The following is a 22,834-nucleotide window of genomic DNA, read 5'->3' as shown; positions in this document are numbered from 1 at the left end:
TCTAAGGTTTTATGTAAATTCCAGTCTAATTACGACCTCGTTTCTTTTAATTTTTTAGATAATCCTTCCCAGAAACATTTGGAGAAAAGGATACACCCCTCCGATCCTCCTCAAAACTTGGTATAGCCATTGCTTGTGCTGATTCTAAATATTTCATTGTAGATAGCCAACTATCAAATAACGTATCCATATCAGATACTAAGAGATTATTTAAAACATCTATGCAAGTTCCATCGTATATGTAAACCTTAAATTTCATTAATTATTAAAGAGGTTTGGAGTTCTCACTTAATAAGAGAAGAGATAGACGAGAAGAAAACGCCTAATAATCAAAAACTATAACAATTTATCGCGCTACTTTTGGGCAGTAAGTGCCTGAGTGGTTTAAATAATCCATCAGTAAGGATGAAGAAAAATCCTCACTGATGGAAGTTTCACTTTATCCTGCAATCTCAGCCGAAGAGAGCCCCTCATGAATATTTCCGCTTACAATGATAGAATGTCCCCAAAATATATCTCCATCCGAAAAGAATATTTCAAAATCACCTTCTGAATAAACGCTTAAGCTGCTTAATGTGATGGAATTAATGAACATTTCTTTTGTAATTTCGTCGATTTCTGCTTCATCATCATCTTGTAGCCATTCATTTGCTAACTCTACCAGTTCTTTTGCAGCGTACATTTTCATTTTCATTTCCCATTCATCTTGCTCTTTGAAAAGTGCATGTGCTGTTTCCAGTGCAGACTTCATCATATGTTTGTCTTCACTCCAATCAAAATATAAATGACATTCTTCACCAGCCCAAGATATTCTCTTTTCAAAAGTTTTCACTCTTTTATCGAGTTCGAACACACCCAACATCTCATCATGATAAAAAAGCGGTTTCATTGCATCTTGTAAGATGATTTCCAACTCATCATCTTTATATGGTGTTTCCAAAACCTTAACAAGCATCAATGAATTTTCTGACTTGCGCACCTGTAATGTTACAACTGTATTTGCTGTCAAAATGTCTTTTGATTTTCTCCATTCTGCATCATCAACCAACCATGCGAGTCGTATATCTTCTTTTGTAATCGTTTCATTGGTATGTAAGTCTTTCCACGCAATCAAATCAATTGACGCAGTCCACAAAATGTTGTCACCGCCTTTTGATGCGCCGATTCCTAATGCCCCTGTGACAGCTGCTATTTCAATCACATTTTCTGAGAATCTATTTTCAAATCTACTTATTTCACTTGATTTACTCAATTTCGAATACATTCCTTTCATCACCCACAGGCATAAATACTTTGTGAGTTTTCCTGTTTTATTATAATTGGTCATGGTAAAGCCTATATAGAATTATAGCTATAATTCTATATAGGCTTTTTTTCACCTGGAATTTTAAATTTATTTACATCATATTCTTTAATTATATATACTTTTATAGCTTCAAAATCTTTACCAAATGCAAGAGATGGATTTTTTAAAAAATATATTATTTCTTCCTCTTCATAAATTCGGGCTTTAATTATTTCTTTGTCCGAGTGAAACGATAAATTGACTCCTTTGTAAAAATATTCGTAGTATCCCTCTTCATCCTGCTCACTCTTATCTTCAAAAGGAACAGATTCAATATAATATATATTCCCATTTACATTTATTGATTTCATACAGCATGACTTCCTTTTCAAGAATATTCATAAGAAATTAAATAGTCTCTGTCAATCATACCAAAAATAAGGGATTTACTTTTAGAATTTATAAAAAATATATAGGATTAAATTTAAATCTTTATATTTTTTTTCATATTACTTCATTATCTCTGTACAATTGTGTAATGTGTCACAGAAGTAGACATATTGCAATGAGTTGCAGTGAAGGGGAATATCCTTTGAGAATATAAAATAAGAAGATCAATCTAGAAAGACTATCTAGTCTAATCTTCTTTTATTGAATTTTTAATTAATGCATTTTTACCCTTAAAATAATATAATCAACGGGTGGATTATTATTTACATCCTCAAAACTGGGTCTAATTTTAAAGTCAAATTCATTTGTTATATTTTTCAATGTATAAAGGTTTGTTCTATCTACACTTGTACGGAGGAGCAATATATCGGAAAATGTAAAATGCATGAAGAATATGTTGCGGAACTATTAGAAAAACGCGGGTACGATATGCCGCAGAGGTTTTAGAAGTTCGTGGCGATAATATCAAAGTTATAGGAACATACAAAGGCGCTAGAAATACCACAGAACACAAATGTAACTCATGTAAAAATATATGGGAGGCAGCACCAACAAATATTTTAAAAGGAAAGGGAGAGAAACATTATGTCAAAGTTATTACGTGAATTATCTAAACCGGATAGTGAGGCCCTGCGTTCCGAAGCACTAGAACAGTTGAAAGTTACTTCAGGTAAAATTGTTGCTTGTGATCCTCTTATTTTTAATAAAAATCACTTTGAACAAACAATTCAGCCAGGTACATATCCAATTGTTGCTTGGTGGCATAAGGAAGATGGAGTCATTGCTGGTGCTGAATTGAAATTGTCGGAGTCAAAAGCGGTAGGATGGAAGATGGCAACAAAACCAGGACAAAATGTCAGTGAACTGGAAGACGGATATATTTTTGGTTACCCAGTTGATACAGGCTTAGGGTGCTTTGCAGATGTTGAAGCAATTGATAAGTTAGAAGAAATAGAAGATAGGTTACAACAAGAACTAGGAGAAGAATTTACTAATTTGTATGATGATCTTATAGATGACATACTAACAGAACATGATGAATATTGGGGAAATTGCGTGGTGTGTGAGGAAACAGGAGGTAATATTATCATATTCCGTTCAGGTTATGGAGATGGATTTTATCCTTCCTATTGGGGAATCGATGAAGCAGGAAAAATCGTTTCACTTGTTACTGATTTTCAAGTGCTACATGAGGAAAATTGAGTACAACATCAATAATGATATAAGAATCAATATTTTTTCTTTTACAGCGTCAAATATTTGAAAATAACCCGTAGGATAATCTCCTTATGTACTACTGGTTCTAATAAATAGGGTTATATTCTTAAGTGAATATAACCCGTCATTAATTCTAGTTTTTTATTAACAGTTTTTTATTTAAATAATTTATTAACTCTACTGATGTAGAGTTAATAGTGCACTGTTTATCACGATAGAGGTGAACTTCAGATACCCTACGCTCCGAAATTACTTTTTCTATGATTTCCTGGCGATTATATTCTACCTGCATCGTTTCACAGTTTCCCCAATGAGTAGGAGTGGATTTTTCGTTTGACTCAAATACATCTAGAAGACGATTTAATATCTCTTCTTCGTTAAATGCTACAGTCGGATACATTGCGATTGTAAAATAATTCGGTTTCATTTTAATCCCCCCTTTTTATTAGAAACGAGGTTATGTAACTATTTTCATTTATCACTGCCAGATAAGTTTGAATCCTTTCCACTATTAATCATGTAACTTATTTAAAAACTCCGTAAAATTATTAGCAATATAGCTTTCATACATCCTCCCTCAAAAAAATCCCCACGCTTATGTGAAAATAATCTTTCAACACAAATATGAGGACTTCCTTATTTCATTACTATACTTTACACATTTTATTCGCTAGAATCTTCTTCTTTCAATTTATATACTCTATCTCTTTTCTCATCACTTTTGACAAAAATAAGCTTTTCTTCTTTAACAAGACCTTCTAATAGTAAGCATACTTGCCCATATGCTTTAGGCTTATTCGTTGTGAATCTTTCATCTGATATTTTACCAGCTCGTATTAATTGTTCGCATAACTCAAGTGCACTTATTTCTTCAGAATTAATTAATTCTAAAATATCCTTTTGTAAGGGCGATAAAGGTACGGGAATCTCAACTACCTCCACCTTTTCTAGTTTGTTTTCTTCTTCAAATAAATCTTCAAATGAAATTTGATTCATTACATCTGTTCCTTTCTAACGATTGATTTGTATAATATGAACTAAATCCTATAGCGTATTTATTATTATGTATTACTTACCTTTTTTCATAAATCTCAAACTCATGTACATCGTTTCATATAGTATGTTTTGATTATACCAAATATACGTTCTGTTTTCTATTGTAGAATTCGTTATAATAGGAATGAAATTATATACTCCCTGTAAAAAAATAGAAATATTATCTATAAATTTGTATAATAAAATAATAAGAGTAAAATTTTATTATAGAAGGGTTCTGGTAATATGTTAGGTATTCATGTTGAAAAAACAAAAGATGAACTAATTATTTCATGGCAATTCTCTAAAATTCATATTCCATTATGTGAAATCACTGAGGTAACGGAAGATAATACATATGCTGGTGTTGAAGAAAAAAGCGTAATCCGAATTGGAACAGCATATGGTACAACTGATCGTATTTTAATTAAGGCAGTAAAGCAAAATTATTTATTATTCACTACTAATAGAGTATCCATTTTAAATAAAATAAAAGCTTAATTGTTTTTCTTCCTATATTTAAATGTTAAACATCTACATTCTATTATAGGAAACGCTACAAAAGATTCGTTGATTACTCCTGTTCCTAATTCGGAAGCATATGGTGAAATTATATAACACAAACACCCTAGCTCTTCGCTAGGGTGTTCTTAGTTTTATCTATAATACAGTAGTTCTACAAGTCTTATTTATTTTTATGAACTCCTTGTAATTGACTAAGAACCTCATTGGCAGTCCTCTCAAATCTTTTAGGGTTATCAGCAATAATTTCATTAAGTAAATTAATTATCGTTAGTTGTATATCATAAATGTCATCTCGCCAAAGCTCGTACCTCTTTTTCTATTCTATCATTGCACATAGCACTCCATGATGGTACAACCATCATGGAGTTTATTCTTCAAAATAGCCATTTCTTTTTCTACCCAATTCTCATATATGCTTATACATGTTTACGTTAAACCACTACAAGCTTTTATCATATATGGTATTGCACTCAATTTTTTGTATCTTCAAGATTTTTAAGATGCTTTTCTAAGTATTTTTTTCCTGAATTACTTTTAGGCATAAGACCAAGATGTTCATATTCCCAAATAATCATTCTCTCGTGGGAATTTTCATCCGAAAGGTCATCATAATTAAAGTCAATACTAAACTTTCCTGTATTATCAAAAATCATAGTGAAATTTGTCCAAGCTTCTTGATCATTATCAATAAACTCTTTCTTCATTCTCTTAATACACTCTAACAAACGATGCCACTTCTTAAAATATTCTTCTTCTGGGACATTAAAGAGTTCAAAAATACTATGACTGTAAATAGGAGTACTATTCTCTTCAGGGTAGTAATAAAAATATGACTCTTGAGCACCTTCCCCAACCTCACCATACAGGTAAACCTTAAACCACTTCTCTGGAATTGTATCAATTACAACCTCTGCTATTTCATTGTATAACTTGCTTAATTTTTCATCATTCATCTAGTTTTCCTCCTGGTACATTATCAAAATTCTTCAATCTCCATCTATCTTCATCACCAATTTTATATCTAATAACAACACTGTCTGGACGTTTTGAATTCCCGCTATAATTCGGCGTTATTTTCACCCTAACTTTATCACCATCATTAAGAGCATTAGCCCATTCATTCTCTAGTTTTTTCCATTCTCCTCTGTTTAAGTTACTATTCATTGGAACTAAATTATCCATATTACCAGAGCCTTTAAATATAGTTGCAATTAAATGTCCGCCGTCATCATCATCCAAACGATCATTCCCACCTACCACTCTCTGAGCGTAGTTATTCCGCTTACCATCACCTAATTGAAGACTACCCTCGCAACTTGCAACACACCCTTGACTATCTGTTGTATATGTATATCCTTCTTTACTTGTTCAACATTTGGCTTTAATATCTTTTTACGTTTTTCCCTAGCATATTGTTCTCCATAGTTTACTTTTACAGGCCCTTCACCCGTACCCTTAACCCCACCACTCTCCAAATTCGAGACCCTACTCTGAATACTCGCCTTTGAGGCATCATGGGCTTCTTGGAATTTCCCGCTATAGTTCGTTCCAGTTCTAGCGACACTTCCATCTGGCAGTATTTCTACACCTTTTACGAATGGGGTTACGGAGTCCACACCTTTTGCTAATGTATTTCCAATTATATAATACCAGTAATTTGGGTTAGCCTTAATTCACAAAAATAATTTTTATAAATTTATAGCATGCCTATCTATAAAAAAGCACTTGTTGCCTTTCGTAGACAATCAAGTGCTTTAAATTTATATGTTTTTAAGTAGTATTTAATTTGTAAGTTTTTTAGTAACAGTTCGACAGCCTTTACATGTTGTGACAAATACTAGGTAAAACTTACAAGTTTATATAAATGCATTCTACTTGTATTTATTGCTTAATAAATATAGAATACACTATTTTATCCTTCCATTAACTTCTTCCTCATTTTATGTGTTTCTAAATCTGCTAATCTAACAGGAATAGGTAAACGACTTTCATTATTAATACAGTTCATAACAATTTCAGTACTTGTATCTAAATCAATCCAGTTCCCACAAGAAACAAAAATAGGTTTAACATTTTTGGTCGTTCTTAAAGTTCGACCATAGACTTCATTATTTATTACAATATCAGTGTAAGATCCTTTTAGATTCTCTGGCATAATAAAATCTACATCTCGAATTTTAAGATAACTTTTTGCTACACCAATGGTTGGTTTATTTAGAAGAAAGGAAGCATGAGTAGCAATACCCATGTGACGATAATGTAAATATCCATTACCATCAAAAATATATATATATCTGGTTGCTTTGTTAGCTTTTTAACTGCCTCTATTATTAAAGGTAACTCTCTAAATGCAAGGAAACCTGGAATATAAGGGATTGGTATTTCTCCATAACTGTATACTTTTTCGACAACTTCCTTTGTACCATAATCAATGATTACAATACAACATGTACCATACTTAGTTTTATTCACATCCCAATAAGCCAAATCTACCCCTGCGATAAATTGTATCTCTTCTATTTGAAAATTATTTTCTAATTTAATTCTAGGTGATAATTCACTTTGGATTTTTGAAAACTCTTGTATTAATTTCTTTTCATCAAAATTATTCATTATCATCACAATCAGATAATCGGGTAATTAGTCTTAATTCCTCTTTTGTTGGAGCAACTTTTTGCCTAATTATATTCCCTTGTTTATCCCATTCAGTATATTTTAAACAAACGCCAAACTTAAACGTTCCTTCATATTTGAGTTCTTCGCTTTCATACCAAATTTTTCTTATACCTCTTGTTTGTCCTTTTGTCATGTAATCTATAGATTTAACTTTCCCATTATGGTGAAATTTAACATAATTACCTTCTTTAAAACCATTCTTATAATAACAGTAATACGCTAGATTCCCATTTTCATATAACTCATAAGCTAATCCAGTAAAAGGTTTTCCACCTTCATCTTCTGGGTTATCCAGCACTTCATCGCTGTAAGAGGTAAACCATAGTTCCTCATCAAAATCTATACCCTGTTCTAATACATATTCTTTACTTAATACATCCATCTTATTTTCCAATTTTTCTCACCTCTGAACTAAATTCAAATCCTTCAGTAATAAAATTACAATGTGGACAGGTTGGCATCATCATACCAGCCGGTTTCAATTTCTTACCAGATCTTACGACGTGGGTAATAAAATCTGTTGGCTGTGCGTTGGGATTCGCAAGTAATGCCTGATTCAAGGAGTATACCTCTGCGTGGGAACCTGCTCCATACGTAAATTTATAACCATCTCTAACACTACTAGGCATGTTCTCTATCCGATCCCTAATAATTGGGTGCAATGTAACTGGAATATCACCGTCAGTATTGTTAATTCCAAAATAATATTTTCCAGTATTTTTATCAAATGTTCCTGCAACCGCTGGACCCATTTCGTTTTTTGTTAGCCCTAATGTATTTAATCTTTCAACCTCTTTTTCTACAGCACCACGCAAATTAATTCTATGATTTAATTCTTGTGGAGTAAATCGACCATATTTATTACGCAAGTATTCTATTCTACTTAATTTTTCACTACTATTAGAAACTTCACCCGTACCCTTATTTAAAACCAAAAGCGATAATTGGGTTACCAATTATCGCTTACTAAGTCAAACCATTTGATGTACTATAAAGTAACAATTATTTTATTATCTATGATAGTTCTAAAATTGGTGTAATTTCTCATCATATTATTACCATATGCACTAACTGCTTCATTACCACACACCATACTTTCATAGTTATCTTTAAATTCTTTTTTTATTGACTCTTCCAAACTGTCATAGTATCTTTTGATAGCTTCCTCTGCCAATTCACGCGACCCGTGCGTTAATATAAAATTAATATCTACCATATAACCCTTTTGAGGATAAAAACCCCTTTCAACAACCTCTTTTACAAAGTTGTTCAAATCATTCGTACACCTTTCTACAATTGGCATAAATACACTATTTAACCAATTAGTGAATTCGTTAACTGTCCGCTCCCACTCTTCCTCATTTGCTATGTTCCAATATAACTGACCGCTTGGTACATTGCACTGACGTGTATTAATATGAAATATTTTATCTTTAGATTTTAAAGGAAGAATTGCGCATTCACCATAAAATACTACATTTTTATCAGATATATTATTCCAACTTGTATAAAAGAGTACCTTATAAATGAAATTTTTATCTTTTTTACTCATCCAATGACCAGACTTAGAATATTTCCAGCCATTATCTAAATACTTTTCAGATATTAGATTACATACGCGCTCAAATGCTTTATTTGCTTTCATATTACATCTCCAATTCAAACTACCTAAGATTCATATATTTTAAACTCAATCCTCAAATCTTGAGTATTCTTCCTAAAAACCTCCAATAATTTATTACAATTTTCAGTTGGTTTATATTTAAATCTTAAATCGAATATAAAGCCATCTACTAACTTAGCATCCGGATAAACACTATAGATTTGCCCACTTTCAATAAAAGATACATAGGCATTAATTTTATCTTGTAACAATGTTAAGTGCTGAAGTTCATTTTCCCAATCTAAATGATCTGCAATCATTAATGCTAACTTATTTTCACCCATACTCTTGCCAATTCCATCTATTTTATTTTTGTCTAATATTGACACTTATCTCTCACCTCATTTATTCATCAAAATAAGTTGTCCCTTCAGGACGAACAATTTGCGGCCTTGTTCCACTAGGCACTTCGTATCCCCCTGAAAAATCTCCCTTTCCTTCACCTACGACCTTTCCACCAGAATTCTTCAATTCAGGGAATCCCTTTTCTTGATTAGTAGTATAGGGAGCAGTAGCGGAACTTTTATATTCTTGTATAATAACATTCCCATATTCATCAGATGCAATTGCGTCAACTCTTACCTTAGTCCCTTCATGTGTAACAATGGTTATTTCTCGTTCAGCATTTTCATATTGTTGTGAAAATAGATTAAAACTTTCATCAGAAAATTCTTGCCTCTGCTCTTTAAGTGATGCCCATTTTTCACTTGCTTCTTTCCACTCCAGTGGCTCTTTAGGCGCTTCACTATTCTTATATTTCCTTTCACAATATACATCATACTTAGATTGCAACTCAGCATCTTTAAATCTACCAGTATTATCAAGTAAATCAGAATTCCCTTTTCCACCTTCACCCGTACCCTTAGCAAGTTGATAAGCGTCATCCTTAGCTGCCGTACTTACCTTTGAAAACTTTCCAGCTACTTCTCCAACAGTTGAAGATTCTATATAAGGAAGCCTCACTCCTATTCCAGTATCCACCATCCTAACAGCTACTGGAATAGGAGTATTTTTCATAGCATCTAGTGTATTCTTTAAAGTCTTATTTTCCCTAGGCGATTGTACCACATTATTTCTACACTAAAACAAAAAAAGCACTTGTTGCCTGTAATCGACAATCACGTACTTTAAGTTAATATATTTTTAAGTATCGCTAATTTTGTAAGTTTTGTAGTACAGTTTGACACCTTTTATATATCGTGGCAACTACTACGTTAAAACTTACGAGTTTGTACGAGTTCGTTAGTTTTATGTCCATCTCATGTGTTTATATTCACCACCATGTAAACTGTCATATCGCCTAAGCTCGTACTTCGTTTTCTATTCTATCATTGCACACAATACTCCATGATGGTACAACCATCATGAAGTATTTACTTTTTAACAGCTTATTCTTTTTCTTTCCACTTCAAAAAAAAATTCTTTTTCGTTTACTTGTCTTATGTGAATTCTTTAATTTCTACCCCTAATTGTCTATACCTTTCAATACTAATTAACCCTCAAACTATAGATTTCCTGCTAACATTAAAAGGATCTACGTTATTTTCCTCTAACAAATCTTCAAATTTTTCTGTTCCGTATTTTACAAAACATTCATATTCCGACTGGGAAATAAAGAATGCTAACAAAATTTTACCATCTTGATTTTCACTTCCAGTACGTACATCACCATATTCTTCTGGAAAAGCGAATGGTTCAGTAAAATAAACTGCACTTTTATTATATTTTTGAACAAATGATTTATCAATACTTTCAATACCACTAATTGCCGTTCCTCGTCCTATTTCTATTCCATTACCTATACAATAAAATAAAGCACTTGCAAGGATATACCCTGTACTATTAAATGCCCCATCAACTACCATTGAAATTTCAATATTATCCCCTACTATTTCTTCATATTTACTGAGTCCAAGTGTATTAAAAACTAAACATTCTTCAAATACATTTTCATATTTTAAAATTTGCATACTCGGAAGCTCTTCATTATTTTTAAAAACCTCTCGGTCTATTGGATCACCTAAATATTTACTATAATGGTCATAATAAAGCTCTCCGTAATTTATGATTCTTTTATCTCCCCTTTATATGTTCCTTCTATTCCTTCAAATTTATGACTTATATTACATTCATGACATTGAACCCTTAGTCGAGCATTATATTCATCCAATACTTCTTTTCGTGTTGGTTTTACTTCACCTGTTTTCATACTTACAACTCTTTCTGCTTTAACACGAGTACCTTTTCTAAAACTACTTCTCTTATACAAACTATCAGTTTTTTTAACTTTTGTACTACCTTCACCCGTACCCTTAGTTAAAACAAAAAGCGGTAACTGGGTTACCAATTACCGCTTACTCTTCCTTACTTACAAGTATTCTCCCAATTAAAGTTAAATACTTCTTCAACATCATTTTTCATTAACTTTTGTAATTATACATCAAGCCCATCTGTTACTTTCCCTTCGCTTACTCAAAGCTAGGTAAAATAGTTTATTAAATGTACAATTCTACAAAACTTTTCCTTGTTTCAAAGATCTAACAAAATAAATTAGAACGTAAACAAGTCATAAAAAATTATTCTCCTGGTAAGTGAATATTGATGAATATGTCAGTATCATTTAATTGACTGGAAACTACGTTCAGAAATTTCATTCCATTTTCCGAAATACTATGTTGAAATTTTATATCAATTATTTTTTTCTCAAAGTTGTCTCCATAATCTTTAAAATACTGCTTATCTTCAATATACACTAAGTAATTATTAATTTTTTCTTGTAGTACGTCTAGATGCATGTCTTCATATTCCCAATCTAGATAGTCTATTATTAACAACTTTAGATTTTTACCTTCTACTCCAATTGCATCTATCTGATCCACATCTATAACTGCCATATTTTCTCCTATCCTATATATGTCTATTGCAATAATCTACAATGTACTCATATATATTTTTTTCTTCATTAATAAATCTTCCATATTCGTGTTTTTCTATTAGATTTTTTGCAATACTTTTAGCTTCTTTATACTTTCCTGTATTTATTAATAATAACATATCAACAAGGTTATAATCATAAAGTTGATTTTTATCCGAAGATTTAGAGAAAGAAAGGAAATCTTCAAAACCTTCAAAATACTCTACAGTCTGCTCCAAATATTCACAGCATTTACCTATTAATTCATTAGCAACATCTCCTAAACTTTCTACATCACCATATTTTACATCATTGTAAAAAGCCTCAAATCCGTCAACTTTGTATGCACCGTTTGCTCGTAATCCAATAGGTTCATTACTATTAGATTCCATATTAAAAACTTCCCAAAAAATATCATCTGTTATATATGGCTTCACATACCCTCTAATTCTAACAATATCATTTTCCACACCAGTCGCACCAATATGCATATATATAAAATATTGCCCTATTTTCTTACAATAAATTCCACCTCTTGATTTTAGTTTATATTTTTTCAATCCTTTTTTTATCGAGGCACTAATCCTCTTATCTAAATCTTTTCTTTTAAGTTTCATATTATATCACTCCCTTATGTTGGGTCTAACGATTTTAACAGCAGTCCCAGGCGGAATCTCGACTCCATTAATAAATATTCCCTTCCCTTCTCCTACAATAACTCCTCCACTTTCAAGTAATTCCACAAATCCATCTCTTTGATTTGAAGTTAGTGGAGCTGTAGCAGAAGATTTATATTCTTCTATTAACAATGCTCCTGTTTTTTTTATCATATCCAATTGCATCTACTCTAATTTTTGTTCCGTCCTTAGTTACAATTGTTATCTGTTCTTGAACATCAGTAGCCACTTTCTTAAATTCATTTATTGCTTCTATTTCAAAATCTCTTCCTTGATTCCGTAGTTTCGCCCACTTATCAGAAGCTTCTTTCCAATCTAATCGGTCACGAATATTTTTACCAGATTTAGTATTTCTATTTACATAATCTTGATACTTAGATTCTAATACATCATCAAAAAATTTCCCACTTGAATCAAGTCCAGCGACCTTATTACCAGTATTATCTACTCTTTTACTAGCAAGAGAAGCGTCTACACCCTTAATCTTATCATCTATAATCTTATTACTTTCTGTATGATGCTTATTCACCCAGCTTTGGAGATCTGTACCACCTTGTTTAGATATTAGTAAGCCATTTCCGTCAACTTCAAAACTTGCCGATTTGGCTGTCCTATCATCTATGCTTTTGGCTATTTTTTCGCCAAATTGATACATCTTTTCATTTCCGGATTTCTCCATTTTAAGGCTCGCTAGTTTCAAACGGTCAAGCATAATAGCTTTATTATCACGCAATGATTGTACCACATTATTTCTACGCTAAAACGCAAAAAGCACTTGTTGTTCAAATAGACAATCAAGTGCTTTAAGTTTCATCTGTTTTTAAGCAGCATAAATTTGTAAGTTTTGTAGTAACAGTATGACACCTTTTATATGTGGTAACAACTACTACGTTAAAATTTACGAGTTTGTACGAGTTCGTTAGTTTTATATCCATTCCATGTGTTTATATTCGTGAACCAGTAAAATGTCATCTCGCCTATTTATCATACTTTTCTCACAAAACCTGTATTAAAACAATATGTCATGATGGTACAACCATCATGAATTTTGAATTTCAAGTAAGCATTTTTAATCGTTCAGACATAAATACTTTATAAGAAAACAAAAGCACTTGTTACCTAAAAGGAAATCAAGTGCTTTTTCTATGCATAATAGGAATTCTTGCAACTCTAAACTGCAAACATCCTTTTCTAATTTGATAACTCTAATCAAAAAAAATTCATAAAATAATAGAGTAATAGTTAATTTTGTATTTGTAATTCCCTTAAAACTTCTGTCCGCAAATCACTCGCAATATTCCCATTCTTATAATCATCCAATAAAAAATTTATTCTCTGAATATAACTATCTGAATTCTCTATACATTTCGCGAAACAATCCATAAAATGGTCTACTAATGTATCATCAACTAAAGCAATTGGTTCTGGATAATATTTGACACCTTCTCTTTCAAATGCTTTTCTACTAGTATAAGCAACTGCATCAATAACACAGTTCCAAGCTATGACATCTGTTTCATTATCTGACATCTCTTGAATTATTGTTATACCATTTTCCTCATTATCTAATAATTCATAAAGAATATCCCCTATATTTTCTTTACCTTTTAGCCATTCCCAACATTTAAATATAACTTCCTGGGCTAAAATTTGATCTTCCTTTTGAGAAAATACCGACAAAACTTTTTCTGAAAGTCCAAGAAAAAATATTACTTTACCATCTTCTGTTAAACTACTAAAGTTAGTATTAGCCATAATTAACCTCCAACTAATCAATATACTTTCCATTTTTAATCATTAGACTAAGCCTACCAGTTACTTTAATGCTTTCATCGGTTTCCGATGTTACTTCGATTTTTAGATTAGGATATTTTAAACTTAATTGCTTTAACACACCAGGCGGAACTTTATCGTTCGCTAATCCTTGATAACACTTTCTACATACACCTGAAGGATTCGATTGATGAAGTTTTAATGTTCCTGTTACATCTTCTGGTTTTATACCTGCCTTTATTACTGCTGAATCAAATTCATTCAGAACCCCTTCCTCTGCATGCCTAGTGAACAATGGGTTAGTCCCTGGGGCTTTAATATTCCTGTCAGGCATTACTTCATCTAAATCAGGTAATCCAGCTTCTTTTCGTACTTTCGGCGATCCTCCTTCAAAATTCAAATCTTCTAATCCTTTTACATCAGTTTTTCCAACTGCCACTGTTTCAGTTTCTGGAACATTCCATTTTTTCCTTAGTGCATCTATATCAGTTTTACCAATATCAATCTTACTTTCTTTACCCGTACCCTTAGCCACACTACCTTCCTTACTAACTCCTGAACCATCACTACCCTTAGCAAGTTGATAAGCGTCATCCTTAGCTGCCGTACTTGCCTTTGAAAACTTTCCAGCTACTTCTCCAACAGTTGAAGATTCTATATAAGGAAGCTTCATTCCTATTCCAGTATCCACCGTCCTAACTGCTACTGGAATAGGAGTATTTTTCATAGCATCTAGTGCATTTTTTAAATTCTTATTTTCCTTAAGCGATTGTACCACATTTTTACCCAAATTTGGATTAAAACCAGGCATTCCTTCTTTGAATTTTAATAATTTCGCTAAATCAGCTAATTCACTCGTGCCTTTGAATGCTTTTACTCCTTTTCCTACCGCTCCCACAACTGGGATTGCATCTAATCCGCCAAAAATGATGTTTCCTACCCGCTCTTCTTGGCTCAATTTCCGGTGTGTTCCCCAGTCTTCTCCGTCGATACCACTTTTTATTTGTACAGCGCCGTATACTACTGCGGCAGCGGCCCCGAGTGGTGGACAAAGGATTGTTGTGATGATGATTCCTACGCCTATTCCTATGTCTCGCACCATTTCTAGTTTTTTCTGTTCATCTTCTATCGATTTGTATTCAAATCCTCGTGTGGATGGGACTACTTTCTTGTATTCTTCATAATTTAATTTTGCATCTGGATTTTGTTTTTTTAGTTCTTTGTATTCCCCTCTCAGTACGTTATCAAATGCAGGTGAATCTCTAAAAATATCTTCTACTGTTATTTTATCTTTCTTCTTCTGTATTGTTTGTGGTACACTTCCGTAGCCTGCATGCGCACCTGGTAATACTGTCGTTGTTGTAGAGCCAATTCGGTTATTTGTTTCAAAACTGAGAATAGATGTATCTCTCATTTTTTGAGCGAATTTATCCATTTCTACTAAAAAAGGTTTATCTATATGTTCAGAGACTAATTGCCCTGCTTCTCCGCAATATTTTTGTAATGTCGTATAACTATCAAGTAATTCCCCGATTTTTTGCGATTGATCTTTAGGATTAAAATGGATACTACCATCCGAGTCTAAATCTCGTATTCTTCCATCAATTCTTTTTAATGATTCATTTGCTTCCCGTAATTTCATGAGTGCATCTTTTGTAATTCGATTCATACCATCCCCCATGTTTTGCCATGGTTCAGGTCTATATTTCACATCCATCTCGTTTTCATCCCCCCAGCCGTATGGTGATTTCTACAACTTACTTAATATTTCACGTAATTGTTCGTCCTTTTCAAGCATTTCTACACATACATTTCCTACAACTGTCGCTGACCTAGAATAGTGTTCAGCCAATTCTAGTGTTTTGTGTAATATATCAGGATATTTTTCAATTACTCTCATCGCTTCACCTTTTTGATAAAAATCACAGCTTAATAAACTCTCAATATTCGTTCCAATGACGTCTACATGGATTTTATATATATTTTCTAACTTCATTACTATATCAAGTAGTTCTTGAAAATTAACTAATACTTCTTCTCCACCACCAGAACCACTATCTCCCATTGATACTTGCATTATTGAATACCTCCTAACGAGAATTGTCTCGGGTCAATTAACTTTTTATATGGCATTTTTAACACGTCATACAATTTCTTATTAATCGCATAGAGGCTCACCCAGTCATATCGATTACGATCTACATCTATTTGAACGAAATCTTCTCCTTCAGTAAAATATAAGAAACATTCCCATTTTCCTCCTCTATTACTTCGAGGCCTCGTATACGTTTCTATCGCTATAACGTCTTTATTTGATAAATCTTTTTCCTCAAATGTTTGTTGTTCTTCTTCTGTCATTCTCTTTGAGAAAAATGTATCTTCTATTTCCCTCGGTTCTCTCAATAAGAAAGGGATGCGTGTTAATAAGGAAAAATATACGTCTGGCTTTGGTATGTAGTCGATCTCGTATTTTTTATTTGGCTCTATTTCCGTTAATACAGCCACTCGGTCTTTATCCTCTTTCAAAAAGCCAATTAATACATTATTCATTCTCGTGTATTCATGACAATTTTCATATTCCTTTAATAGTTCAATTATTTGAAAAGCTGCAGGGGTAATTCCATTTTCACTTGTAAGTAGGCCTTTTTCTTTTAAACTCGTAGTTGCTTTCGTGACACATTCTGCATCAAGTAAAATAATTGCGTCACGGTTTGGCAATCCAAATATATCGGTAACCCCAGCTGCACCTGCGAGAACATATAATTCAGCAGGTGCAAAACTCATTTCTTTCCCCATTCTTTTATCCCTCGTTTCTCCATCACAGTTGTTTTATCGCCCTTACTTCCGATTTATCTCCGTACGTTTGAATGCTTTTATCTAACTCTTTCAAAGCTTTCGTATGTCCTTCAAATGCCTCTACCATTTCTGAATTATATTGAATGATCAAATCAAGATAACTTAAAAATGCATCTCTCGTTTTTCCATTCCATTTCGCACCTGTGACATATGCTTTTAAGTCTTTCGCTTGGTTTAAAGAATCCTTCATACCATTTTCAATGTTTTGTGCGTAAGAAATGGCACTTGCAGTGTTACTTCCTATAATTTCAACCTCTTTACCACTCATGTTGGTTCCCTCCATTCTTTGTATGCTTAATGGATAAGTTTTTCAAATTCCTTTTTCTTTTCTTCAAAAGCCTTGGTCGCTGCAGCGTATGCTGACGCTTTCTCTGATTCTGCTTTCGCTTTATATTCCAAATACTTTGCATAAGCTGTACTTTTTGCAGATCCAACATCGCTTAATGCACTTTTAAAATAGGATAATACTGTATGTAATTCTTCATCCTTTTCATGACGTTTTTGTTCAAATTCAACTGCCGGAATTTTATTAGCTTCTAAGCCATTACTTTTACTCTCATACTCTCTCTTCGCTGATTCAGCCTCTTGAATGAATTGCTTTAACTCTCTTTCTTTATCTTTTAAATAATCATGTAAATCATCATACCGATCTCTTTTCCTCGCACTTTCTGTAAAACCAGACGCATTTAAAAAAGCATTGTACAATTCATCTAACATCTTTCTCCCCCTTTAGCGCAATAACTATGTAGTTAAATTCGTATATTTAAATATGAATATTCATTACATTAAGAATTAACAAATAATTTTTTTACATATTGCTATTTTATCAAAGGGATTTTAACATTTCCATATTTTATGAATGGCTTTCGCATTTTTCTTCAATAAAGTGAAACTTTAATCAATATGACTATGTATTTATGTGCAGAAATAATAAAAAACACTGCCAGGCGCAGTGTTTTTTATTACTACCTTTTATCCAATTCATTCGTATTAAATCCTTGCTTGAGAGTAAGACCAGTTCTTTCTTATTTCATCAACAACTATTTCTGGATAATCCCAATGAAGCGTACGAGTAGGCTCCCTGATTCGTTATACTATTCCTTAGGCTGTTTTATTTCTATATTCATTCCAATATTTTGGCTCAGTCGCGCTTAAAAGAACAATAGAAAAAGGATCTGATATGAATATCAGATCCTTAACTTTAATTTCTTAATACATACATCTTTTTACACGATAACTGGTTCATACGTGCTCAAATTATCATACTCAGTTTTTACAATACTAGGCGGAAGGTTAACACATCCTCAGATTCACCTTTTCTTGTAGCAGTGCATAATGTTTAATAAAATTAAAGCATATTTTTACTTACCAGATTTAATTTTTTCGTTATATTCTTCTAAAGTTAACCCTTTTTCTTTTAGATAAACAGCAACTTCTTTCCCTACATAACGATAGTGCCATGGCTCATACTTAATGCCAGTAATATTCTCTTTATCTTTTGGATAGCGGAGAATAAATCCATATTCTGCAGCATTCTTATCTAACCATTTGAATGCATCGGTAGTTTCAAATTTTGCATTTAAATCCTCTACAGTATTCTGCCATTCAACTGAAATAATGTCTAACGCTAATCCAGTATGATGTTCACTTGCACCAGGATACTGAAGATATTCCAATGCCTTAGCACTAGCCTCTTTATCCGACAAACCTTGAGATTTATAGCTTTTAACTGAAGCATCATAATACGTTTGTTGTAATTTTATAGCTCGATAACCTGATCTTAAATAAAGATTGGTTCCCTCTTTTTTTGCAGCTGCTACCATATCCTGATAGGAAGTTGCAATTCTACTATCTATTTTCATATTTGGCTTCGCATTTTGGGTGATACTTGTTAATTCAATTCCTAGTTCCTTTGATAACATATGCTCTCTATTTACAAGGATAATTCTCCAATCATTAACATCAGAGATAGGTAAAACATCTTTTTTCTTCGCATGTATTTCATTTTTATTTTTATCGTTATTATTAGTAGTTTCCTGAGATGTTTGCTTTCCACTACAAGCAGCAAGACTCCATCCCATTGCTAATACCAATGCTAAAATTATAAATTTTTTAATTGTATCTCATTCCCTTTTTGTTTATTAGTCTTTATACCAATTTCCCAACACGTCTCTAGGAATCTCCTTGAAATCCTTCAAAGAAACGGGGCCGACAAATTTTTTAATTCCATGTTTTTTAGAATTTTCATCCGAATAATCTTTTAAAAATTGAATTTTAAATTGTTTCTTACCATCGGCATAGTCGGTTACTGTCGGTACGATTGCCGCTTGTCGTATACCAAAAGTTTTATCTTCATACTTAACAAATTGTACATAAGATAATCCTCCAACCAATGTTTCTAGTTTTTCTTGCGCAGAAATAAGATTTCCAAGAGAATAATAGATTAGCGTTTCATGTCCATCTTTATTTTGTTTCCACTCAATTGGTTGAATTACATGTGGATGATTTCCAATTACTACATCTACACCTAAATCTGTTAAATATTGAGCAACTTCTTTTTGTTGCTTTGAAGGTGTTGAGGTATATTCTACTCCCCAATGCACCATAACAATTACCATATCAGAGCTACTCTTCGCCTTTTCCACATCATTTTGTATCGCTTTTTTATCAATTAAATTTAAAGCCCAAGACTTATCAGCTGGAATTTTAATTCCATTCGTACCATATGTATAATTGAGTAACGCAAAACGAATACCATTTTTTGTAATCGTTTTTATTTCATTACGCTCGTTTTTACTCTCATTAATACCTACCGGGATAACATCCGGATATTTCTTCCAGTATTCTCTTGTATTCGCAACACCTTTAATCCCCATATCCATAGCGTGATTTGTCGCTTGCGTCACTATATTGAATCCAGTGTCCACTAAAGATTGGCCTACTTCTTCAGGTGTATTGAAAGTCGGATATCCTTGTACTTTTAAATTATTTCCGGCAATCGGAGTCTCCTGGTTCACTATAGCAAGATCACTTGATTTAACAGCTTTTTTGATATTTTCATAAATATAATTATAATCATATGAACCGTCTTTTTGTTTGCCATCTTTAATTACTGCGTCATGATATAAATTATCACCCGTTGCTATTAAATTCACAACCGATTGTACTTTTTTATCTTCCGTAAAATTAGGAGACTGTTGGATAGGACTTTTCTCTACCCAATTTGGTGCTTTTAATGATGTATCTATATTGGATTCAGCCGGTGGTAATGAAGCTTTAGATGTCTTAACATCAGTATTACCACAAGCGGTTAAAAGCACTAAAAAAATAAGACATACTAAAAAAAACTTTTTACTTCTCTGTAAAGTATCTAACATGTAATCCTCTTTTCTGTTTTATTCCTTATAACTAGTTCTAACAAATCATTCTTTACAACAACGTATTTTGGTTTTACCCTTAATTATGGAAGGACACTCTGTTACACCTGCTTCGGAATATACTAATAATTATTTTCCGCTTTCTAGCAATCTATCGATTCCATCAGAAGTGATAGATTACTAGAAAAAGATGATCCATCAGGATGTCGACTAGTTTGATATACCTGTTCCAATTGCAATAACTCGTTTAATATTTAAACAAGATAGGAGAATCGTTCATATAGCCTCTTCTCTCGCTTTATGTTTAAGGTGCCTCCAAAAAAAGGGGTCGTTGCTGTACCCCTTTACATAGTGCGAAATTTTTGCAACTAATTTCTTTCATTCAAGCGACAAACATTATACCGATAACAATAAGTAAGACCCAAGAACTTATTTTACCAATATACGAAAAAAGTAGCAATCTTTTGCCCCATATAAAGAAGCCAATTAGGAGAAATGAACGAGAGATTCATTCTATTCAATTCCTTCATTGATTAATAAAAAAACAAGCCACCCAACTATTGGATGGCTCTATACTATAAAGAGAATTTGTTATTGGATTACTTCAATTTCCCTTCAAAAACAATCTTCCTACCGCACGGCTCAACTACTGTTTTGCCGTCTTTCTTTACTTCATGAAAGATTGGCTCTTCCATACGACGAGACGGAGCGTAGCCTTCTTGTTCCATACGTGCTAAGCAGTCTGTAATTGTTTCATTTTCAAGTACTTCAAATTTCTTTTTATTAGGTTGTTTTGTCATGCCCTAACCTACTTTCTATTTTTCTTGATGCGAATTGATTTTTCATGTAGACCATATATAACATTGCGAGAATTCCCATTATAATCATAACCGCAATAAAAAAGCTTGTATACTGTATTTTTTCTATAAATACGCCGCCTAATACAGGTCCCATAATACTTCCTAAACTAAAAGCGATTCCGGATAATATATTACCTGCCGGTAGTAGATGTCTCGGTAATAAATCAGTCATAAATCCAAGCCCTAAAGAGAAGCACGATCCAATAACCATACCCGCTAAAAGCATGCAGGCAAAGACGATCCAGTAATATTGATCAAATACGGCGGCAAGTAGAAAAATGCCCGTACTTATGCTAAACGTCCACGTTAATATACGGTCCCTTCCGTATTTGTCACTTAATATACCGAGCGGAATTTGTGTAATAATACCCCCAACTGCAAATGCTGGTAACAAGAAGGATACATCTGAAACAGACCACCCTTTACGAAGTGCGTATACTGGTAAGTTACTGTTTAACATTGCTTCAAGTACGCCATATGCAAGTGGTCCTAGCAGTGCAATCCATCCTATTCCAACAACTTGTTTATAACGAGAAAATGATGATTCACTCTTCACTTCTCTTTCATCTTGCGCTGGGAATGCATTTTTTGTTGGAAGTAGTAAAAGCCAACCTATTAAACAAAGTATAGTAGATATAATAAATGGCGTTGCAAGACCGTACTGCACAGTGCTTGCTAAATACGGACCAACGGCAAAACCAATTCCGAAGAATACACCGTATATCGATACTTGTCTCCCTATTTTACTTGGGTCTGATGTTGTCGTGATCCATGTTTGTGTTCCGACATGAAGCATATGATCTCCAACTCCAACTAGAAATCTAAGGATAAACCATACCCAAAATGAAAATGTTTGTGTAAAAAAGAATAATGAAATAATAACGAGAAACCCACCTATAACAATAATCGGCTTCATTCCAAACCTTTGCATCGGTTTTTCAAGAAACGGCGAAATAACTAATATCCCAATGTACAATGCCGTCGCATGAATACCATTAATACTTGAACTAACCCCTTCTTGTTCAAAAATCATTGCAATGGCCGGTAAGAGCATTCCTTGTGACAAACCCGAGATTGCTACAATCCCAACCATAATCCAAAAAGTAAAACGCATTGACATCCTCTGTCCCTCTCCTTCTCACGCTTCCACTTTTCATTATAAACTGTTTCTTCAAATGCGTGTACGAATATTCGCAATAAAAAACAAGCTAAAAGAATGAACCTTTTAGCTTGTTATCTTATCCTTCCCAAACTTGCGCTTTCACATTGTAATGAAAGTGTTTAAAATATGGATTTTCATAAAATGAAGGTCCATATAAGTAATGTTGCATATGAGCTGTTAGTGGCTGCTGCATTTGTAAAGGAACTACAGCTGGTGAAACTTGCATATACATCGGATCTATCATTATTTTTGTATAGATATGATGATTATATGGCGAATAAGCGATTAAGGATGGTTTATGCATTGATAATCTCCCCCTTATACATACAAATGTTATAGTATATGCAACACTTCTCATTTCGG

At 32.9% G+C, this 22,834-nt stretch carries 28 protein-coding genes and 5 pseudogenes; 2 read left to right on the top strand and 31 right to left on the bottom strand.

Annotation, left to right across the window (positions count from 1 at the left end; translation table 11 throughout):
- Positions 1-46: 46 nt before the first annotated feature.
- The 3 genes from ACS2QP_RS16260 to ACS2QP_RS16250 all read right to left on the bottom strand — a co-directional run bounded on the left by ACS2QP_RS16260 (position 47) and on the right by ACS2QP_RS16250 (position 1,656).
- Positions 47-259 carry a hypothetical protein gene (locus ACS2QP_RS16260; protein ID WP_438882611.1) on the bottom strand — a complete coding sequence of 71 codons (213 nt, stop codon included), beginning with the start codon at positions 257-259 and terminating at the stop codon, positions 47-49.
- Positions 260-439: 180 nt separating this feature from the next.
- Complete coding sequence (locus ACS2QP_RS16255; RefSeq protein ID WP_139366430.1) at positions 440-1,273, bottom strand: DUF2262 domain-containing protein; 834 nt, start codon at positions 1,271-1,273, stop codon at positions 440-442.
- Between the two features lie 86 nt (positions 1,274-1,359).
- The gene (locus ACS2QP_RS16250; protein ID WP_326263625.1) at positions 1,360-1,656 is read right to left on the bottom strand and encodes a hypothetical protein; all 297 of its coding nucleotides are present in this window, start codon (positions 1,654-1,656) and stop codon (positions 1,360-1,362) included.
- A 664-nt stretch (positions 1,657-2,320) separates the two neighbouring features.
- On the opposite strand from ACS2QP_RS16250, the gene ACS2QP_RS16245 reads away from it, so the two are divergent.
- Positions 2,321-2,938: a DUF4241 domain-containing protein gene (locus tag ACS2QP_RS16245; RefSeq protein ID WP_326263626.1), complete on the top strand. Its 618-nt coding sequence runs from the start codon at positions 2,321-2,323 to the stop codon at positions 2,936-2,938.
- A 220-nt stretch (positions 2,939-3,158) separates the two neighbouring features.
- Here the strand turns inward: ACS2QP_RS16245 and ACS2QP_RS16240 are convergent.
- Positions 3,159-3,380: pseudogene (locus tag ACS2QP_RS16240) on the bottom strand (hypothetical protein); the annotation flags it as partial.
- Between the two features lie 236 nt (positions 3,381-3,616).
- The gene (locus tag ACS2QP_RS16235) at positions 3,617-3,949 is read right to left on the bottom strand and encodes a DUF3895 domain-containing protein (RefSeq protein ID WP_063536878.1); all 333 of its coding nucleotides are present in this window, start codon (positions 3,947-3,949) and stop codon (positions 3,617-3,619) included.
- 285 nt (positions 3,950-4,234) lie between these two features.
- Between ACS2QP_RS16235 and ACS2QP_RS16230 the strand changes: the two genes are divergently transcribed.
- Positions 4,235-4,489, top strand: coding sequence for a SunI/YnzG family protein (locus ACS2QP_RS16230; protein WP_063536879.1), 255 nt, complete (start codon positions 4,235-4,237; stop codon positions 4,487-4,489).
- Positions 4,490-4,673: 184 nt separating this feature from the next.
- Here ACS2QP_RS16230 and ACS2QP_RS16225 read toward each other — a convergent pair.
- From ACS2QP_RS16225 to ACS2QP_RS16100, 26 genes and pseudogenes are all read right to left on the bottom strand, one after another.
- Positions 4,674-4,796: pseudogene (locus tag ACS2QP_RS16225) on the bottom strand (Imm30 family immunity protein); the annotation flags it as partial.
- A 187-nt stretch (positions 4,797-4,983) separates the two neighbouring features.
- The gene (locus tag ACS2QP_RS16220) at positions 4,984-5,466 is read right to left on the bottom strand and encodes an antitoxin YezG family protein (protein ID WP_063536880.1); all 483 of its coding nucleotides are present in this window, start codon (positions 5,464-5,466) and stop codon (positions 4,984-4,986) included.
- Positions 5,459-6,129 (bottom strand): annotated as a pseudogene (locus ACS2QP_RS16215) (DNA/RNA non-specific endonuclease). The gene ACS2QP_RS16220 and the pseudogene ACS2QP_RS16215 overlap by 8 nt, the downstream one beginning before the upstream one ends.
- A 296-nt stretch (positions 6,130-6,425) precedes the next feature.
- Positions 6,426-7,126: pseudogene (locus tag ACS2QP_RS16210) on the bottom strand (endonuclease V).
- Positions 7,119-7,571 carry a toxin-antitoxin system YwqK family antitoxin gene (locus tag ACS2QP_RS16205; protein ID WP_438882642.1) on the bottom strand — a complete coding sequence of 151 codons (453 nt, stop codon included), beginning with the start codon at positions 7,569-7,571 and terminating at the stop codon, positions 7,119-7,121. Before ACS2QP_RS16205 ends, ACS2QP_RS16210 begins: the two are co-directional and overlap by 8 nt.
- 1 nt (position 7,572) lies before the next feature.
- Positions 7,573-8,058 (bottom strand): YwqJ-related putative deaminase, encoded by a 486-nt coding sequence (locus tag ACS2QP_RS16200; RefSeq protein WP_078437539.1) that lies wholly within the window; start codon positions 8,056-8,058, stop codon positions 7,573-7,575.
- 119 nt (positions 8,059-8,177) lie between these two features.
- The gene (locus ACS2QP_RS16195; RefSeq protein ID WP_000646589.1) at positions 8,178-8,834 is read right to left on the bottom strand and encodes a hypothetical protein; all 657 of its coding nucleotides are present in this window, start codon (positions 8,832-8,834) and stop codon (positions 8,178-8,180) included.
- Between the two features lie 23 nt (positions 8,835-8,857).
- Complete coding sequence (locus ACS2QP_RS16190; RefSeq protein WP_000025256.1) at positions 8,858-9,181, bottom strand: DUF6572 domain-containing protein; 324 nt, start codon at positions 9,179-9,181, stop codon at positions 8,858-8,860.
- Between the two features lie 16 nt (positions 9,182-9,197).
- On the bottom strand, positions 9,198-9,869 hold the full coding sequence (locus ACS2QP_RS16185; protein WP_438882610.1) for a toxin: 672 nt from the start codon (positions 9,867-9,869) through the stop codon (positions 9,198-9,200).
- Between the two features lie 482 nt (positions 9,870-10,351).
- Positions 10,352-10,921, bottom strand: coding sequence for a suppressor of fused domain protein (locus tag ACS2QP_RS16180; RefSeq protein ID WP_438882641.1), 570 nt, complete (start codon positions 10,919-10,921; stop codon positions 10,352-10,354).
- Positions 10,915-11,199 carry a GH-E family nuclease gene (locus ACS2QP_RS16175; RefSeq protein ID WP_326263629.1) on the bottom strand — a complete coding sequence of 95 codons (285 nt, stop codon included), beginning with the start codon at positions 11,197-11,199 and terminating at the stop codon, positions 10,915-10,917. Before ACS2QP_RS16175 ends, ACS2QP_RS16180 begins: the two co-directional genes overlap by 7 nt.
- Positions 11,200-11,428: 229 nt before the next feature.
- The gene (locus tag ACS2QP_RS16170) at positions 11,429-11,746 is read right to left on the bottom strand and encodes a DUF6572 domain-containing protein (RefSeq protein WP_000268335.1); all 318 of its coding nucleotides are present in this window, start codon (positions 11,744-11,746) and stop codon (positions 11,429-11,431) included.
- 13 nt (positions 11,747-11,759) lie between these two features.
- Positions 11,760-12,383, bottom strand: coding sequence for a hypothetical protein (locus ACS2QP_RS16165; RefSeq protein ID WP_438882609.1), 624 nt, complete (start codon positions 12,381-12,383; stop codon positions 11,760-11,762).
- A gap of 6 nt (positions 12,384-12,389) precedes the next feature.
- A complete protein-coding gene (locus ACS2QP_RS16160) occupies positions 12,390-12,596 on the bottom strand; it encodes a hypothetical protein (protein WP_438882608.1) in 207 nt (68 codons plus the stop codon).
- Positions 12,597-12,893: 297 nt separating this feature from the next.
- Positions 12,894-13,191: pseudogene (locus tag ACS2QP_RS16155) on the bottom strand (hypothetical protein); the annotation flags it as partial.
- 494 nt (positions 13,192-13,685) lie between these two features.
- Positions 13,686-14,198, bottom strand: a complete 513-nt coding sequence (locus tag ACS2QP_RS16150) for an Imm6 family immunity protein (protein ID WP_078384807.1) — start codon at positions 14,196-14,198, stop codon at positions 13,686-13,688.
- Positions 14,199-14,211: 13 nt separating this feature from the next.
- Positions 14,212-15,933 (bottom strand): hypothetical protein, encoded by a 1,722-nt coding sequence (locus tag ACS2QP_RS16145; RefSeq protein ID WP_438882607.1) that lies wholly within the window; start codon positions 15,931-15,933, stop codon positions 14,212-14,214.
- A gap of 33 nt (positions 15,934-15,966) precedes the next feature.
- On the bottom strand, positions 15,967-16,293 hold the full coding sequence (locus ACS2QP_RS16140; RefSeq protein ID WP_001198201.1) for a hypothetical protein: 327 nt from the start codon (positions 16,291-16,293) through the stop codon (positions 15,967-15,969).
- Entirely contained in the window at positions 16,293-17,012 is a 720-nt protein-coding gene (locus ACS2QP_RS16135) for a DUF5081 family protein (RefSeq protein WP_438882606.1), read from the bottom strand. Before ACS2QP_RS16135 ends, ACS2QP_RS16140 begins: the two co-directional genes overlap by 1 nt.
- 22 nt (positions 17,013-17,034) lie before the next feature.
- Positions 17,035-17,340 carry a WXG100 family type VII secretion target gene (locus tag ACS2QP_RS16130; protein ID WP_000014535.1) on the bottom strand — a complete coding sequence of 102 codons (306 nt, stop codon included), beginning with the start codon at positions 17,338-17,340 and terminating at the stop codon, positions 17,035-17,037.
- A gap of 26 nt (positions 17,341-17,366) precedes the next feature.
- Positions 17,367-17,789 carry a hypothetical protein gene (locus ACS2QP_RS16125; RefSeq protein WP_103622672.1) on the bottom strand — a complete coding sequence of 141 codons (423 nt, stop codon included), beginning with the start codon at positions 17,787-17,789 and terminating at the stop codon, positions 17,367-17,369.
- 644 nt (positions 17,790-18,433) lie between these two features.
- Complete coding sequence (locus ACS2QP_RS16120; RefSeq protein ID WP_438882605.1) at positions 18,434-19,165, bottom strand: M15 family metallopeptidase; 732 nt, start codon at positions 19,163-19,165, stop codon at positions 18,434-18,436.
- 48 nt (positions 19,166-19,213) lie between these two features.
- Complete coding sequence (locus ACS2QP_RS16115) at positions 19,214-20,449, bottom strand: CapA family protein (protein WP_000887606.1); 1,236 nt, start codon at positions 20,447-20,449, stop codon at positions 19,214-19,216.
- Between the two features lie 599 nt (positions 20,450-21,048).
- Positions 21,049-21,249 carry an NETI motif-containing protein gene (locus ACS2QP_RS16110; RefSeq protein WP_000166303.1) on the bottom strand — a complete coding sequence of 67 codons (201 nt, stop codon included), beginning with the start codon at positions 21,247-21,249 and terminating at the stop codon, positions 21,049-21,051.
- Positions 21,233-22,429 carry an MFS transporter gene (locus ACS2QP_RS16105; RefSeq protein ID WP_000062797.1) on the bottom strand — a complete coding sequence of 399 codons (1,197 nt, stop codon included), beginning with the start codon at positions 22,427-22,429 and terminating at the stop codon, positions 21,233-21,235. Before ACS2QP_RS16105 ends, ACS2QP_RS16110 begins: the two co-directional genes overlap by 17 nt.
- A 118-nt stretch (positions 22,430-22,547) precedes the next feature.
- Positions 22,548-22,775, bottom strand: a complete 228-nt coding sequence (locus ACS2QP_RS16100; protein WP_000549500.1) for a hypothetical protein — start codon at positions 22,773-22,775, stop codon at positions 22,548-22,550.
- Between the last annotated feature and the right edge of the window lie 59 nt (positions 22,776-22,834).

The sequence above is a fragment of the Bacillus cereus group sp. Bce019 genome (genome assembly GCF_051781745.1).
In the GTDB taxonomy this organism is placed as follows: domain Bacteria; phylum Bacillota; class Bacilli; order Bacillales; family Bacillaceae_G; genus Bacillus_A; species Bacillus_A cereus.
Note: the sequence above shows the minus strand (reverse complement) of the source record. Positions and strands in the feature narration are given on the sequence as shown.